At 72.8% G+C, this 16403-nt stretch carries 9 protein-coding genes and 1 pseudogene; 3 read left to right on the top strand and 7 right to left on the bottom strand.

Going from position 1 to position 16403, the window contains the following annotated elements; all coding sequences use genetic code 11:
* Positions 1 to 145, top strand: a pseudogene (locus tag BCD48_RS53100) (undecaprenyl-diphosphatase); the annotation flags it as partial.
* A 204-nt stretch (positions 146 to 349) separates the two neighbouring features.
* Here the strand turns inward: BCD48_RS53100 and BCD48_RS02530 are convergent.
* The 5 genes from BCD48_RS02530 to BCD48_RS02510 all read right to left on the bottom strand — a co-directional run bounded on the left by BCD48_RS02530 (position 350) and on the right by BCD48_RS02510 (position 7483).
* Complete coding sequence (locus BCD48_RS02530) at positions 350 to 1537, bottom strand: 4-hydroxybenzoate 3-monooxygenase (RefSeq protein WP_071046618.1); 1188 nt, start codon at positions 1535 to 1537, stop codon at positions 350 to 352.
* A 175-nt stretch (positions 1538 to 1712) separates the two neighbouring features.
* Positions 1713 to 3908 (bottom strand): WD40 repeat domain-containing serine/threonine protein kinase, encoded by a 2196-nt coding sequence (locus tag BCD48_RS02525; RefSeq protein ID WP_071046617.1) that lies wholly within the window; start codon positions 3906 to 3908, stop codon positions 1713 to 1715.
* Positions 3909 to 4100: 192 nt separating this feature from the next.
* Positions 4101 to 5252 carry a serine/threonine-protein kinase gene (locus tag BCD48_RS02520; RefSeq protein WP_083418074.1) on the bottom strand — a complete coding sequence of 384 codons (1152 nt, stop codon included), beginning with the start codon at positions 5250 to 5252 and terminating at the stop codon, positions 4101 to 4103.
* Between the two features lie 178 nt (positions 5253 to 5430).
* A complete protein-coding gene (locus BCD48_RS45310) occupies positions 5431 to 6486 on the bottom strand; it encodes a helix-turn-helix transcriptional regulator (protein ID WP_349307991.1) in 1056 nt (351 codons plus the stop codon).
* A 319-nt stretch (positions 6487 to 6805) separates the two neighbouring features.
* Positions 6806 to 7483 carry a TetR/AcrR family transcriptional regulator gene (locus BCD48_RS02510; protein ID WP_071046615.1) on the bottom strand — a complete coding sequence of 226 codons (678 nt, stop codon included), beginning with the start codon at positions 7481 to 7483 and terminating at the stop codon, positions 6806 to 6808.
* Between the two features lie 491 nt (positions 7484 to 7974).
* Here BCD48_RS02510 and BCD48_RS02505 point away from each other — a divergent pair, with 491 nt between their 5' ends.
* Positions 7975 to 12897, top strand: a complete 4923-nt coding sequence (locus BCD48_RS02505) for a diguanylate cyclase (RefSeq protein ID WP_071046614.1) — start codon at positions 7975 to 7977, stop codon at positions 12895 to 12897.
* Positions 12898 to 13244: 347 nt separating this feature from the next.
* Here the strand turns inward: BCD48_RS02505 and BCD48_RS02500 are convergent, their stop codons facing one another.
* A complete protein-coding gene (locus BCD48_RS02500; RefSeq protein WP_071046613.1) occupies positions 13245 to 14057 on the bottom strand; it encodes a TauD/TfdA family dioxygenase in 813 nt (270 codons plus the stop codon).
* A 289-nt stretch (positions 14058 to 14346) separates the two neighbouring features.
* Here BCD48_RS02500 and BCD48_RS02495 point away from each other — a divergent pair, with 289 nt between their 5' ends.
* Positions 14347 to 14592: a hypothetical protein gene (locus BCD48_RS02495; RefSeq protein WP_071046612.1), complete on the top strand. Its 246-nt coding sequence runs from the start codon at positions 14347 to 14349 to the stop codon at positions 14590 to 14592.
* A gap of 167 nt (positions 14593 to 14759) precedes the next feature.
* Here BCD48_RS02495 and BCD48_RS02490 read toward each other — a convergent pair whose 3' ends face one another.
* Positions 14760 to 16334: an IS1182 family transposase gene (locus BCD48_RS02490; RefSeq protein ID WP_071046611.1), complete on the bottom strand. Its 1575-nt coding sequence runs from the start codon at positions 16332 to 16334 to the stop codon at positions 14760 to 14762.
* Positions 16335 to 16403 lie beyond the last annotated feature (69 nt).

Here is a 16403-nt window from a genome sequence, read left to right as displayed (position 1 = left end):
CGCCTGGTTCCTGCGTTACATCTCGACGAAGAGCTTCGCCCCGTTCGTCGTCTACCGCATCGCCCTCGGCGTGCTCCTGATCGCCCTGATCGCCTCCGGCCATCTCGACGCCCACGCCGGCGCCGACACGGCGACATCGGGCTGACCCACCCCTCCGGCCCGCACCCCTCCGGCCCGCTCGCGTCCACGCGAGTGGGCCCGAGGCACGCTCGGCCGCCGGTGGGGAGCGCTGTCGTCTGAAGGACCGCGGAACCCCCTCGCCAGCCCCGGTCACGACTTCATGCCGCGGCTGTGGAAGGCGCACCCGGACCGGTCAGGCGGGACCCGGTCAGGACAGGCTTGGTCGGGCTCAGACGACGCTGAGCCCGACGTAGTTCTCCGCGACGGTCGCAGCCGCGGCGGCGGAGCTGACGATGTAGCGCAGCTGGGACAGGGCGAGTTGATGGTCGAACGGGTCGGCCGCCGGGTCGACGTGCAGCATCGTCGTCATCAGATGGGAGAAGTGCTCGGCGCGCCATACCCGCCGCAGCGCCGTGTCCGAGTAGCCGTCGATGCCGGTCTCGTCGCCGTCGCGTAGCCAGCGGGCGAGCGCGGAGGCGAGCAGCGTGACGTCGGCGACGGCCAGGTTCAGCCCCTTCGCGCCGGTGGGCGGGACGATGTGCGCGGCGTCGCCGGCGAGGAAGAGCCGGCCGTGGCGCATCGGGGCGGCGACGAAGCTACGCATCGGCGTGATGCCCTTCTCTGTCACCGGGCCGTGGGTGAGCTCCCAGCCGCCGCCGTCCTCGAAGCGGGCCGCCAGCTCGTCCCAGATCCTGTCGTCCGGCCAGTCGGCGAGGCCAGCGTCCGGCGGGACCTGCAGGTAGAGGCGGCTGACGGTGGCCGAGCGCATGCTGTGCAGCGCGAAGCCGCGCTCGTGCCGGGCGTAGATCAGCTCGTCGCAGCTGGGGGCGACGTCGGCGAGGATGCCGAGCCAGGCGAACGGGTACTCCCGCTCGAACCGGTGCGTCCCGGCCTCGGGCAGGGCTTCGAGCGTCGCCCGGCCCAGGCCGTGGAAGCCGTCGCAGGCGGCGATGACGTCACAGGCCAGCGTGTGCTCGCGGCCCTCGTGTCGGTACCGGATCGTCGGCGTGCCCGTGGTGAGGCCGTCGAGCACAAGCGCCTCGGCCTCGAAGAGGACCTGGCCGGCGTCGGCGAGCCGGCGGGCGACCAGGTCCTTCACGATCTCGGTCTGGGCGTAGATCATGACGGCGCGGCCGCCCGCGAGCGACGGGAAGTCGATCCGGTGGCGCTCCCCGGCGAAGCGCAGCTCGATGCCGTGGTGAACCAGGCCCACCCGGTCCATCCGGTCACCGACGCCGGCGGCCCGCAGCACGTCGACGGTGCCCTGCTCGAGCATGCCCGCCCGCTGGCGGTGCTCGACGTGGCCGCGGGGCCGGGACTCCAGCACCACCGACTCGATGCCGCGCAGGTGCAGCAGGTGCGAGAGCAGCAGCCCGGCCGGCCCGGCGCCGACGATGCCGACCTGGGTGCGCGTCACCCGGCCGCTCCCCGGCGGCCTTCGCCCGCGTCTCCTCCCTCGTCGCCCTCGGCGTCGAGCGCGCCGCGGGCGATGGCGAACGGTGGCGGGGTGTGGGCGGCGAGGAAGACGGTGATCGCCGCGCCGGCCGCGGCGTCGAGGACCAGCGCCGACGAGCCAGACCTCGGCCCGTGACTCAGTGCAGGTTCCAGAGGCGGACAGCGCTGCTGTCGCCGGCTGTGACGAGGGCGGCGAGGACGTGGCCGTCGGGGGAGAACGCCACGCCGGCGCTGCCGGTGGCACCTCCGGTCAGCGGCCAGCCGAGCGCCGCGGCTTTGGAGGGGTCGGTCACATCCCAGAAATGGACACCGCCGTCGGCGCCGTCGGCGCTGACCAGCGTGCTGCCGTCGGGGGAGAACACGATGTCGAATCCCCCGTTGCTCGGGACATCGAAGATCGGCTGGCCCAGGGGCGTGGGACCAGTCGGGTCGGTGAGGTCCCAGAAACGAATGGCGGCGCCAACGGCCGCCAGCGTCCCGCCATCGGGGGAGAACGCCACCAGCCAGGCACCGCCGGAGTCGAAGGCCCCACCGACGGGGGCGGCGCTCGAAGAGTCGGTGATGTCCCAGAGGCGGATCGTGCCGTCGCCGGCGCCCACGGCGAGGCGGTGGCCGTCCGCGGAGAAGGCCAGGGCGACGATCCCTTCCGCGCGGCCGATCGGCTTGCCCACCGCTTCGGGGTTGGCGGGGGAGGTGACATCCCAGAGCTGGACGGCGCCGTCCTCGTTGCTGACGGCGAGGGTGTGGCCGTCGGCGGTGACCGCGGTGGAGCCGTTCTCGGAGGGTAGCGGTTTGCCGACTGCCGTGGGGCTCGTGGGGTCGGTGACGTCCCAGAAACGGACACTCTGGCCGGCGGTGGCCAGTGTGTGGCCGTCCAGGAAGTAGGGCACCGCCCAGGACTCGTGGATGCCGAACGGCTTGCCGAGGAGCGCCGGGGCGTCGGGCTGGTTGACGTCCCAGAGGCTGACGGCGCCGTTGCCGATGGTCGCGAGGGTGCGGCCGTCAGGGGAGAACGCCATGGTGAACGCCCTGCCGGTGAGCGGCTCGCCGAAGGGGCTGGGTGGGACACGGGCCAGGGTCTCGGCCGTGGTGACGCGGGGCGGCGACGTCGGGGTCGAGGGGCTGACCGGCGCGGAGGTCGACGCCGTCGCGGCGTCCGCGGCGTCGTTCCGGTCGGCGGTCGCGAGGATGATCGCGGGTACGGCGGCGCCGATCAGGACGGCCGCGGCGATGGCGACAACCAGCCGGCGGCGCGAAGCCCGCCGCCGCGCGCTGCCCGGCGCGCCTGCCGCGGCCGGCGGCCGCGGCGACCAGCCGGCCGCGGCGGTACCGGAGGCGGGCGGCGCTACCCGGCCGGCGGCGGCCGGTCCGCGCCGGATCGGTGGGAGCGGGGTGGTGACCATGCTGACCACGTCGGTGGCATCGTCGGACCCGGGCGGGGGAGGCGCGCCGCGCGCGGTTCTGGGGGCCGTGTGGACGCGGTGCAGGAGCAGGAGCAGCTCATCGGCGGTGGGGCGTTCGGCGGGGCTTTTCGCCATCGCGCGGGCGACGGTGGACCGCAGGGCGCCGGCGATGCTGGCGAAGTTGGGGGTCTCCGTGACGACGCGGTGCAGCACGGCCGGGGTCGGGCCCTCGCCGAAGGGAGGCCGTCCGGTGGCGGCGAAGAGGATGACCGCGCCCCAGGCGTAGATGTCGGCGGCGGCGGTCACGGGCCGGCCGAGCGCCTGTTCGGGGGCCATGAAGCCGGGGGTGCCGATGCTGCCGTGGGTCAGCATGGTGGTGGCGTCGAGCGCGCGGGCGATCCCGAAGTCGATGACCCGGGCACCCGACGACGAGAGCAGGATGTTGCCGGGTTTGAGGTCGCGGTGGACGACACCGGCGGCGTGGATCGCCGTCAGCGCGGAGGCGACCGCGACGGCGAGCCGCTCGAGCGCCGTGGCCGGCATGGGGCCGCGCTCACGGACCGCCTCGCCCAACGTGGGCCCGTCGATGTACTCGGTGACCAGGTAGGGGCGTGAGCCCTCGGTGCTCACGTCGAGGACCTCTGCGGTGCAGAACTGGGCGACTTTGCGCGCGGCCTGCGCCTCCCGCAGGAACCGTTCCCGGAACTGCGGGATCCGGGCCAGGTCGGGCCGGATCACCTTCAGCGCGACCTGCGGCCCCTCAGGGCCGGGTCTGGTGCCGCCGCCGGGCCCAGGCCCGGTGGAACCCCGGCGGCGGGCGAGATAGACGCTGCCCATGCCACCGTCACCGAGCCGCCCCAGCAGCCGGTAGGGCCCTACCGTGGCCGGGTCGGTCTCGTCGAGCGGCGCCACCCCCGGCACCACGGCCACCGCATCCTCCGGCCCGAACGACTGGCCGTGTCCGTTTTCCCCGACAGGCCTTTGGAGATCTTCTCCGCGGACCTTATATCCCGTTTCGTCGGCACCGGTGGGTGAGTAGTCATTCTGACAGAAGTGCGCCCGTCGCGGTGGGCCGCCGGCACCGGTGGTGGTGCCGGCGGGGCCGGCCCGGCGGAGACAGGCTCAGGCCCTGGGCGGCCACAGGCCGCGCAGCAGCCGGGTCCAGGGCCGAGCGCCAGGCTCGGGCGGTGGGGGCGTGCGCGGCACGCGAGCCGGCGGGCCGGGCGGCGGCGGGTAGCCGTTGGGCGGCGCCGGGTACCTGTTGGCCGGTGCCGGTGCCGGTGCCGGTGGCACTGTCGGTGTCGGTGTCGGGAAGGGCGTCGGGGGAAGCGGGAGGAGCGCGGAGCCGGCGGGCAGGCGCAGCGTGGCCTCGCCGGTCGGGTCGGGCGCGGTGGCGTCGGTCAGCCAGAGGAGGAGCTCGCGGGCGGTGGGGCGGTCGGCCGGGTTCTTCGCCATCGCGCGGGCGACGACCTGGCGCAACGCGGGGGGCAGGCCAGCCAGGTCGGGCGCCTCGCACACGACCCGGCGCAGCAGCTCGGTGATGCCCGGCTCCCCGAACGGGAGGCGGCCGGAGGCGGCGTAGACGACGTTGCCGCCCCAGGCGTGCACGTCTGTGGCGGTGGTGGACGGCTGGTCGAGGGCCTGCTCGGGCGACATGAACACCGGCGTGCCCAGCTTGCCGACGGTGATGGCGGTGGCGTCCGTCAGGGGGCGGCAGACCCCGAAGTCGATGACCCGTGCCCCGGACGAGGAGAGCATGATGTTGCCGGGCTTGAGGTCGCGGTGGATGACACCGGCGGCGTGGATCGCCGTCAGCGCGGAGGCGACCGCGACGGCGAACCGCTCCAGCTCCGCCGGCGGCAGCGGCCCCCACCCGGTCACCGCGGTGGCGAGCGTCGGGCCGTCGATGAATTCCGTCACCAGGTAGGGCCGCGGGCCCGAGACGTCGACGTCGAGCACCTCGGCGGTGCAGAACCGGGCGACCTTGCGCGCGGCGTGCGCCTCTCGCCGGAACCGTTCCCGGAACGCCGGCACCCGCGCCAGGTCCTCGTCGATGACCTTCACGGCGACCAGTGGCGCGGCGTCCCAGCCGGCGCCGCCGCCCCGGCTGTGGGTGTGGGCCGTGCCGCTCGCGCCCGGTTCGGCGCGGCCGGCACGACGAGCGAGGTAGACCGTGCCCATGCCGCCCTTGCCGAGCACGCCGAGCACCCGGTACGGCCCGACCAGGTCCGGATCGTCCGGGCCTGGCGGCGCCACGTCCGGCAGGCCCACCACGCACACTCCTACCCGAGGGCGCGGCGCCGTCTCATCCCGCCGCGACCCGCGTCGCGAATCTCCCGTAGGGCAGGCTATCCCGCGGACCATCCCGAGGCCGGTCCAGCCCGCCCGCCGCTCGCCACGGTCCCGCCCGCCGAGCCCCGACGGTTCCCGTCCGCCCAGGTCCTCGCGCCGGTCAACGCGGCGGCGGCGCGGAGGTGAAGAGGCGGCCGACGGCGCGGACGCGCTCGGCGAGCTCCGGCGGGCCGAGCACCTCGAACGGCGCGCCGACTCGGGCGAGCAGCAACATCGCCCAGGCGGGGTCGTCGGCGCTCATCCGCAGCCGGCATGGGCCCGCGTCACCCCGCTGCTCGCCGGCGTCCTCTCCGCCGCTCCCTTGCTCGGAGGGGTCGTCCCGCTCGGCGCCGTCCCGCCCGGAGGTGCCTGCCCGCCTCGCGGCCTCCCCCCGCTCCGCGGGGTCCCAGGGCTCGACGGTGGCCCAGCGACCGACCACCTGGGCCACCTCGCCCGCGGGCGCCCAGACCAGCACGTCGGCCTGCTGGCGCGCCGGGACCGAGCGGACCGCGGCGCGGACGAACGCGCCGGCGTCGCCGCCGGGCAGCGGGCGCGGGCGGAACCGGGCGCCGGTGGTCAGCGGCTGGGCGATCCGGTCGAGCCGGAACGTCCGCCAGTCGGACCGGTCGACGTCGAAGCCGACGAGGTACCAGCGCCCGGAAAGCGAGACCAGCCGGTGCGGCTCGACGTGGCGGTGGGTCGCGGCGCCCTCGTGGTCGGTGTAGCCGAAGCGCAGCCGCTCCTCCGCCCGCGCCGCCAGCGCGATGGCGGTCAGCATCCCGGCGTCGACGGGCGGCCCGCCGACCGGCACCGGCACGGTGTACGCGCCGAGCGCGTCGGCCCGGTGCCGCAGCCGGCGCGGGATCACCTGCGCGACCTTGGCCAGCGCCCGCACGGCCGGCTCCTCGATCCCCGCGACCGGCCCGGCGACGGCGGCCCGCAGCCCGACGACGATCGCGACCGCCTCGTCGTCGTCGAGCAGCAGCGGCGGCACCGCGGCGCCGGCCCTCAGCTGGTAGCCTCCGGCGACGCCCCGGCTGGCGAGCACGGGGTAGCCCAGCTCCCGCAGCCGGTCGACGTCGCGGCGCAGCGTCCGGGCGCTCACCCCGAGCCGGTCGGCCAGCTCCATCCCCGCCCAGTACCGGTGAGTCTGCAGCAGCGAGAGCAGCCGCAGCATCCGCGCGCTCGGAGAGGCCCGCTCACTGTTGCTCCCGCCGCGGGCTCTCGTCGCGGCTTCGGCCTCGGCCTCGTCGAAGGCGTCGCCGAGGACCTCGTCGGGCAGCTCGCTCGCCATGCCCACCAGGATGCCCCCAATAGCGGCCAGATCCTGGCCGCAGGACGCGCCGCTCCCGCCCGGAAGGCGCCGCCCCTGCCCGCGGGGCGGCACCAGGCCGCAAGGCGGTACCGGGTGGCAAGGCGGTACCGGGTGGCAAGGCGGTACCGGGTGGCAAGCGGCGCCGGGTGGATGGCGGGCTGGCCGTGAGCGGTCCGAGGGGTCAGCGGCCGTGCGGGCGGTCGCAGGCCATGACCTGGGTGATCTGGCCCGGGGCGAGCGCGGGCTGTGGCAGCGGGCTCGGCGCGGCGCGGTCGGTGCGCAGGCCGTCGACCACGAGGGCGAGGAAACGGCGCCACGACTCGGGCGCGACGTCGCGGGTGAAGTCGGCGACGGCGGTCAGCATGAGCTGGATCAGGGCGACGTCGGTGCCGGCGACGTCGGGGCGCAGCGCGCCGGCGTCCTGCGCCCGTTCCACCAGCGCCATGAACAGCGGGCCGATGCGGTCGCGGTCGGCCGCGATGCGGGCCCGCCCGTGCGCGGTGCTGAAGACCAGCTCCTTCAACCCCCGGTCGGCCACCTGGCGCGCGGTCGCCTGGTCGAGGAAGGCGACCAGGCCCAGCCAGGGGTCCTCGGCGCGTAGGCACTCCTCGGCGAGCTCGGCCAGCTTGCCGATCCGGTCCTCGAACAGGGCATCGATGAGCAGTTCCTTGGTCGGGAACCGGCGGTAGAACGTGCCGATACCGACGCCGGCGCGCCGGGCGATCTCGTCGGTGGTGACGTCGAGGCCCTGCTCGGCGAACGCCGCGGCCGCGCCCTCGAGGATCCGTCGCCGGTTGCGCTCGGCGTCGCGCCGCAGCGGCCGTTTGGCGGCCACCGCCCGCGTCGCCTGCTCCGTCACGCACTGATCATAGACGTCGGCCCGTCGCGGGGCCTCCCGTCCGGAAGTCCCGAGACGGTCTCGAGACGTCATGGCGAGTCATGGCCACATAGGACGCAGATCACGCGTCACCTGGGCGATCGAACCGCAGAGATGCCCTCCGCTTCTGGACAGGCTGACCGGGCAGCCCGCGCCGGCGCGACGCGTCCGTGCGTGCCCGACGAGCCGACCCGCCATCCGGCGGAGTGTCGTCGTCGGGCGAGACGGTGTTGCCCGGTCCTCTGGACCGGGTTTCGACGGTGGCGCCGGGCCTGAACCGACTTTCTGGGGAGCGAACCGCCATGCCAACCGCCGTTGACGACCCGTCGGGCATCCAACGGACAAGCGCATCTCCCAAACCGGGCAGCCTGGACAGGCGTGGCGGTGAGCTGGGCCCGGCGGTCGGTTGTTGCCACCGCGATGGGGGCAGAGAGGAAGAGTGATCTGCGCGTGGCTTCGCGTGGGGGAAGTGGATGGAGTTCCAGAATGTGACACCTGGCCGTGATCCGCCGGTGGCGGCGATGCGGACGGAGCTGCTCTGTGAGTCGGCGCAAACTCGGGTAACTCGGCTGATTTTCTCGGATGGGAGTCTGATCCGGAAGGAAGCGCTGGGGCCTGGCGGGCAGGCGCGGCTGCGTCATGAGGTGGAGATTCTCGAGCGGCTGTCCGGGGTCGAGGGAATCGTGCAGCTGGCGGTCGGAACACCGCAGTGCCCTGGGGCGATCCTGCTGGCCGACGTCGGCGGTATGGCTCTGTCAGAGCGGAGGGCTCCGCTGGATTCGGGCGAGTTGGTCGAACTGGCAGAGCTGCTCGCGCGCGCGGTGGCGGGGATTCATCGCCGGGGTGTGGTGCATCGGGATATCAACCCGGCGAACATTGTGGTGAGCGGGAATCGTGGCGTGCTGTGTCTGATCGACTTCGCGGTGGCGACGACCTTCGCGGTGGTCCAGCCGGGGTTCCTGCATCACAGGGAGATTGTCGGGACGGTGCCGTACCTGGCGCCGGAGCAGACGGGCAGGACCGGTCGCCCGGTCGATGCGCGGGCCGATCTGTACGCGGTCGGCGCGACCTTGTATGAGCTGGCCACTGGTGCGCCGCCGTTCGGTACGGGGGATCCGCTGCGGGTCGTTCATGGTCATCTTGCGCGGGTGCCCGCGCCGCCGTCTGCGGTGAACCCGTCGGTACCGGCCGGCCTGTCGGCGATCATCATGCATCTGCTGGAGAAGGAGCCGGATGATCGTTACCAGAGTGCCGACGGGCTGGTGCGCGATCTTGCCGTGCTGCGCCGGGGCGGCACGCTGGTGCGTCCCGGGGAGCATGATTTTCCGCTGCGCCCGCTGACGCCGTCCCGGCTGGCCGGGCGGGACGAGGAGATCGGCGAGCTGGGTGCGGTCTTCACCGAGGCGATGGCGGGCGGTTGCCGCGGGCTGCTCGTCAGCGGCGGGCCAGGGGTGGGCAAAACGTCCCTGGTCAATGAGTTGCGGCCGATCGTGGCCGGGTGCGACGGCTGGTTCGTGGCGGGCAAGTTCGACCAGTATCGCCAGGACCCGGAGTACGACGGGGTCCGGCAGGCGTTCCGGGCGCTGGGGCGGCTGTTGCTGGCCGAGCCGGAGGACGAGCTGGCCGAGGTGCGCGACCGGCTGCTGCGGGCGTTGGGACCCAACGCGGGACTGGCCGCCGCCGCCGTGCCGGAGATGGCGGCGCTGCTGAACGTTCCTCCAGAGCCAGGGGATCCAATGACCGCGCTGGCGCGGGCGGAGCATGTGGGGGTCGAGACGCTGCGTGCGGCCGCTTCCAGGAAGCGGCCGGTCGTGCTCTTCGTCGACGATCTGCAGTGGGCGGGGCGGGCCCCGCTCGGCTTCTTCGATCTCATCTTCTGCAGTGAGGAGCAGGTGGAGGGGTTGCTGCTGGTCGGTGCCTACCGTGAGGGCGACGTGGACGCCGCCCATCCGCTGGCGCCGATGCTCGCTCGCTGGCGTCGCGAGCTGGCCGGTCCTCGCCTGTTGCGGGTGAACAACCTGACGCCCGAAGGTCAGGCGGCGATGGTGGGCGACCTGCTGCGCCTCGCCCCTGAGGCCGCGGCCGGGTTGGCGGGGTTGATCGCGCCGGCCACCGGAGGCAATCCGTACGACACTCTGGAGCTGCTGAGCTCGTTGCGTCACGACGGGGTCCTGGTCCGCGGTGAGGACGATTGGCGGTGGGATCCGCGGGCCCTGCGTCGCGGGCTGGCGCATGTGGACGTGAGTGGGCTGCTGGCGACCCGGGCGGCGGCGCTGCCGCCGGCTACCAGGGAGCTACTGGCGGTGCTGGCGTGCCTGGCCGGCGATGTCGAGCTGGACCTTCTGGCGGCGGCGGCCGGGCTCGCGGCGGGCGAGGTCGAGCGAAGGCTCGCTCCCGCGTTCGCTGCCGGCCTGCTGGTGCTGGAGACCGAGGGTCGGCCCGGTGTGCGGTTTCACCACGACCGGACGCAGGAGTCCATCCTGGGCGATATAGCGCCGCGGGCGCGGCGCGCCATGCGGTTGCGCCTGGCTCGGCGCCTCGCCGAGCGGCCCGAGGCCTTCGCGGTCGCGGCCGGGCAGTACCTGCACGTGACCGACGCCGTGCGCACCGACGACGAGCGGCGGCTGGTGGTCAGGCTGTTCCGGCAGGCCGCCGACGAGGCGAGAGTGCTGATCAACCACGCGATGGCCGAGCGGTTTCTGGCCGCGGCATTGACGCTCATCGACCCGACCGACACTGACCAGTTGATCGCGGTCCACATCGACCGGCACGCCGCCCTGTACAGCCTCGGCCGGCTGCGGGAGACCGATGAGGAGTATCAGGCCATCGGCCGGCTGTGTACAGATCCGGCTGGGCGCACGGCCGCCACCGTGGTGCAGGTCAGCAGCCTCACCAATCAGGGCCGCCCCAGCGAGGCCGTGCGGCTCGGCCTCGACCAGTTGCGGCACCTCGGTCTCGCCGCCCCGGTCCGGGAACACCTCGGTGCGGAGATCGACCGCGGAATGGACGCGATATACCGGTGGCTTGATCAGACCAGCGAAGCTGACGATCTGCGCCGGCCGAGAATCGCTGACGATCTGCGGTTCGGCGCCATGGCGCTGGTCCATCGGCTTGTGCCCGCCGCATTCCTTTGCGACCAGGAGATGATGGCCTGGCTGGCTGGGACAGCGTTGGGGATCTGGGCGCGATCCGACCCGGATCACGTCCTTGTCGGCCCGGCCAGCGTTGGCGCCTGTGCGTTCATGGCCCGCAGGGACGACTTTCGCACCGCACACCGCGTGATACGCCGGATTCTCGCGGTCTGTCAGGCACGCGGCGATGAACGCGATATGTGGCAGGCACAATTCGTATATGTCGTCAGCATAGGCCGCTGGTTCAACCCCCTCGAGGAAAACCTATCCACGGCACGTCGTACGTTGGAAGGTCTGATCCAGAGCGGCGATCTACAGAACGCCTGCTGGACCCACTACGCACTGGTATCCGGTCTATTGGAATGCGCACCGTCGCTCGATGCCTTTGTCGCTGAGGTCGACGAAGCGCTGGCATTCGCCAGACACACTGGTAGCAGGCAGGTCGAGGAGATATTCCAGACGTACCGGCAACTCGCGACGGCGCTCCGAGCGGGGGGCCTCGCATCGGCGGCCGACGAGGCGGCCCAGCTGAGCACGCTGGCCGCCGCCCCGGTCGACGCCGCCGCTCATCTGCACATCGCCAAGGCACTCGCCGCGGCGATTCTCGATCATCCGGCTGAGCTGGCCGCGCACACGGCGGCCGTGATGCCGTTACTGCCCTCCATCCAGACGGAGTATGCGATGGCGCTGGCACGCCTGCTGCGGGCACTGGCATTGGCGGGACAGGCCCGCGAGACGAAAGCGGGCCAGCGCGGCGCCCTGTTGGCCGAGATGGACGGGTCGGTCGCGTGGCTGGCGGAGCGCGCGGCTGACGCGCCGGTCAACCTCCTGCACCTGGTGCGCCTGCTTGACGCGGAGCGAGCCTGGGCCGCGGGCAATCTACCTGAGGCGGCGTACGCGTTCGACGTGGCGCAGCGCGAGGCCGACGCGCGGGCGCGCCCGTGGCACCGGGCCCTGATCCTGGAACGATCCGCCCGGTTCTACCTGGCCCACGGCCTTGAGCGGGCCGGCTATTCGCTGCTTGCCGAAGCCCGCCGCACGTATCTGGACTGGGGTGCGACCGCGAAGGTCAGCCAGCTCGACTGGGCCCATCCGACGCTACGGGCCGGGCCGGACGGGCCGGAGTCAGCCGTCCAACCACCGACGCAGCCCGCGGCCCGCCGCCTCGCTGTCACGACCGGCACCCTTGACCTGCTCGGTATCGTCGCGGCCTCCCAGGCGCTGAGCTCCGAGACCGACATCGATGGCCTGCAGGCGAGGGTCGTGGGGGTCCTGTCGGCGATGACTGGCGCCACCGGCATCCACCTGCTGCTGCGTGACCAGCGGGAGAACGGCTGGCAGGTGTTCACCGGCGAGGGAGGTGGCTCTGTCTCGCTCGACGAGGCCGGCCGGCGGCGCCTGCTACCACCCTCGGCCGTCCTTTACTGCGAGCGCACCGGCGAACCCCTTGTCGTCGCCGACGCCAGCCGCGACGACCGGTTCGCCCGCGACCCCTACTTCCTTGTCCTGGACCGCTGCGCACTGCTGGCGATACCCATCATGATCCGGGGCGGGCTGCGGGCGATGCTGCTGCTGGAGAATCGGATGATCCGCGGCGCGTTCACCACCGCACGTCTCGAAGGAATCATGCTCATCGCCGGACAGCTGGCGGTCTCGCTCGACAACGCGCTGGTCTACGCGTCGCTGGAACGCAAGGTCGCCGAGCGCACCGAGCAGCTCGCCGCCGCCAACCAGCGGTTGGAACAGCTTTCCATCACCGACCCGCTGACCGGCCTGGCCAACCGGCGCCGCCTCGACGAGGTCCTCGACGCCGAATGGCACCGGACGGGGCACCAGGGGGCGACCCTCGCGCTGGCCATGGCCGACATTGACCATTTCAAGCTTTACAACGACCACTTCGGATACGTCGCCGGCGACCGCTGTCTGCGACAGGTCGCCGCGTGCCTGGCGGCGAACACCCGCGATACCGACCTGGCCGCCCGCTACGGTGGCGAGGAATTTGCCATCGTGATGCCCAGCACCGACGTCGACACCGCCGCCCGTATCGCCGACCGGCTCCGCTCCGCCGTCGCGGATCTGGCCGAACCAAACCCGTTGGCCGCCGAGCAGATCGTCACCGTGAGCATCGGCGTCGCTGTGGTCGCCCCGACCCCCGCAGACGACCTGGCGTCGCTGGTCGGGCTCGCCGACACAGTGCTGTACCAGGCCAAAGGCGGCGGACGCAACCGGGTGGACGTGGCACCTCCACGCTACGTATCGCAATAGGGACGCGTTGTGCGCAGCGCGGGACGACGCCTCCCCAGGAGCTGGGTGCCTTGGCTCGTCGGCAGTACCTTTGCCGCACCTTCGGCTCTGTGCACATTTCCGTGGTTACCTTGCGTTAGTGGTGGGCGAACCGGTGCACACCACGACGGACCCCTCCCTGTGAGGCTCGGGTGAGATGCCCTCGCGGGTGCGAGTTGGCTGGCCTCCGGCTTTCACCGGGATGATCGTTTGTTGGGTTGCCGCAAACAGGAAAGTGCTCCTGAGTGGGGAGGATTGGGCTTGTCGAGGGCCTGATCGATCCCGTGCCAAGGAGCACCTTCGCGGTGAAGCCTGCGGTCGCGTGCCCCTCAGGCGGCGATGAGGACCATGCGGGTGTCGCTCCACAGCTCGCCCTCGGGGACGCCGCCGGCCTGGTCGGTCCAGGCCCAGGCGCGCCAGAGGAGGCGGTCCGGGGTCGTGTAGGCGTCCCGTCCGTGGGCGATCCGGGTGTTGTCGATGGCGAGCGCTTCGCCGGCGCCGACGGCGAAGCGGGGCGCGAGGCCGCCGATGGCGTCGAGTAGCCCGCCCCAGAGCGTGAGCATCCGGGAGGTGTAGGCGGGGTCCGGGTCGTCGTCCGCCGGCCGGACGTCGATCGACCGGCGGACGGCGCGGCGGCCCGACGGGAGTGGCAGCGCCAGCGGTCCGAGCGTCGGGTGGCCGCCCGGCTCGCTCTGGTCGACCACGTGGGTGCGAGCGAACGTCGCGAGTTCGGCGCCCCGCGGGCTGCGCTCGAGCTGGGTGAGCAGCGCTTCCTGGTCGACCAGGAAGGACAGGCCGTCGCCGTCGCTGGGTGTCGCGCACAGCAGGAAGAAGACATCTGGCGCGTGGGCGCCGTAGGCGAAGCCGTCTGTATGCAGGGGAAGCATCCGGCGTGCGAGGTCCGCGTGCCGGCGTGGGTCCTTGCCGCCCGCGTCGGTCACCTCGATCGGGATGCCGGCGGCGACGAACCGGTCGCCGAGGACGGCCGCCGCGAGGCCCGCGGCGGTCTCGCGGTCGGTTCCGAGGTCGGTGAGGATGGCGGCGCCGTCGCGGTCGAGGAGGTCGCGGGCGTGCGCGGGGTCGGCGGTCCGTGTGGGCGACACCGCGCAGGCACGGGCGAACTCGGTCAGGTCGAGGCTCATGGTGTTCGGGCTCCGAGGTGAGGAGGGCCGGATCGCGGCCCCGCTGGCCAGGGTCGTTCCCGGTGTCAGGTGAACTCGCCCCGGTCCCGCCACTCGCCATACACGGGCGTTTTCCACGTCATGGCGACCACGGCTGGGACGTTAGCCCGGGGGTGTTGCCGTTGCGTTTCCGCTGGTCGTAGGCCAGGGTTTCCGGGCGAGTGGCGGCGCGATCGGCCTGCTGCTCGGCGGCCTGGTCGCGATCGTCTACGGGTTCTCCGAGGCCGAGCGACGCAGCTGGTCGGACGGAGTGACGCTCGGGCTGCTGTTCGGCGGGCTCGCGCTGCTCGTCGCGTTCGTGCTCATCCAGCGCCGGTCCGCGCAGCCGCTGCAGCCGCTGCGGGTCGTGCTCGACCGCTCACGAGATGGCTCCTTCCTGGCCGGCGGGCTGATCTCGATCGGCATCTTCGGCGTCTTCCTGTTCCTGACCTTCTACATGCAGCAGATCCAGGAAGGCGCCGAGGACGAGCCCGCGCCGGTGGCGGTCCACTTCTAGGAGGCCGCTGAACAACGCCGGTTTTGGGGTTGACGCTCGGCTGGGTGTGTCGGCCGGGCGCCCGGCTGGGTGTGGTTTCTGGCGTTCGAGGGCGTGGGTGGGCGGCGCTGGGCGTGCCCGGGGTGGTGCGGGGCTGTGTCGAGGGCTTCCGCTGTGGTTTCCGGGGGTCAGCCCGCCGGGGTGAGGGCCCAGGTGCCGGTCGGGGTACGCGTGAGGCCGAGTGTGAGTAGCCGGGTGAGGTTGACGGTTGCCATGCGTAGGTGGAGCCACTGGTCGCCCGCGGCCTGGCCGCGGTAGCGCAGCCGGCGGTGGCGGCCGTGGCCGATGAACCAGGCGATCGAGCGTTCGACCATGGGCCGGTGCTGCCGGTAGGTCTCGCGCAGGGGCTGGTCGGTGGCCCACTGCTCGCGGGCGGCGCGCAGGACGGTGTGGTGGGGGTGCAGTTCGAGGGCGCGTCCGGTCCTGTTGGTGGTGCAGCGGGCGCGTAGCGGGCAGCCGCGACAGCCCGCGCCGAACGTGACGTGGCGTTTCGGGCTGATCTTCCTGGTCAGCCCGTTCGGGCAGGTGACCGTGCCGGTCTGCTCGTCGACGGTGAAGTCGTCGAGGGTGAACCCGCCTTCCACCGCGGGGCGCAGCCCGACCGGCCTGCTGACCAGGGTGTGCCCGGCCTGGGCCAGGTCGGCCCGGGCCTGTCCGGTTCCGTAGGCCGAGTCGCCGAGGATCTCCAGGTCGGTGGCCGGTTCGTCGGCGAGCAGGCCGACGGCGACGGCGGCTTCCTGGTTGTCCTCGCCGGTTGCCTTCGTGAGCTTCCCGTCGGTGAACAGGCCGGTGTCCGGCTCGACGACGACGTGGCCCTTGTAGCCGTCCTGGCGGTGGCTGACGGTCTTGTGGACGTGCCGCGCCTGCGGGTCGACGGTGGAGATCACCCGGTCCGGGGCGACCTTCCGCGCGATCCGCCACCGCCCGTCGGTCCCGTCGGAGCCCTCGGCCGGCTCGACGTCCTGCCCGGCGACCAGCGCGAGCAGGCCCAACGCCCCGGTGGCCGTCTCGTCGAGGTCCCGCGCCTCGGCGAACGCGGCCAGCACGGCGCGCGCGTCGCTGACCAGCGCCGAGACCAGGCCATCGCGGGCCGCCGGGTCCTCCCAGTCGATCCGCGGCTTGCCCGCCTGCGCGTAGTCATGCGCCGTGCACCGCTCGGCGACGACCTCGCCGGCACCGGGGACCTGCCGGACGGCCCGGCGGATCGCCCCGACCAGCTGGGTGACCGTGTCCTGGGTCGCGACCGCGTCATCCAACACCATCGAGTCCACCGCCCGGCGGGTCTTCCCCGCCAGCACCCCGGTCTCGGCGACGATGCCCCGCACCGCCTCGAAGATCCGGTTCGGCCGATCCGACCGCGCCAGCCGCCCCCGCCAGTACGTCAACACCGTCGGGTGATAGCCCTCATGATCCAACGGCAGCCCGCAGGCGACCTTCCACCGCAGGTCACACCGCAGCGCCTCCATCGCCTCCCGATCGGAGAACGCGTGCAGGCTCTGCAACACCAGCACCGACGCGGCCACCTCACCCGGCACCGACGGCCGGCCCGTCACCGACGGGAACAGATCCACGAACAGACCCTCGTCGAACATCACCCGACGGTGCTCCGCCAGCAGCCGGTACATACTGCCCGCCACCACCAGATGCCCGACCAGCGCATCGGCGTCCAGCAACTCCCGGTCCGACCGGCTCCTCCCCAACACCAACCAATGATCCCAAACATCATGATCAGCGCCGGGGAGGCGCGCCGACGTTATTCAGCGGTCTCCTAG

This window comes from Pseudofrankia coriaricola (genome assembly GCF_001854805.1).
GTDB lineage: Bacteria > Actinomycetota > Actinomycetes > Frankiales > Frankiaceae > Pseudofrankia.
The sequence above is the reverse complement of the archived record's forward strand: the minus strand, read 5'-3'. Positions and strand labels throughout refer to the sequence as shown.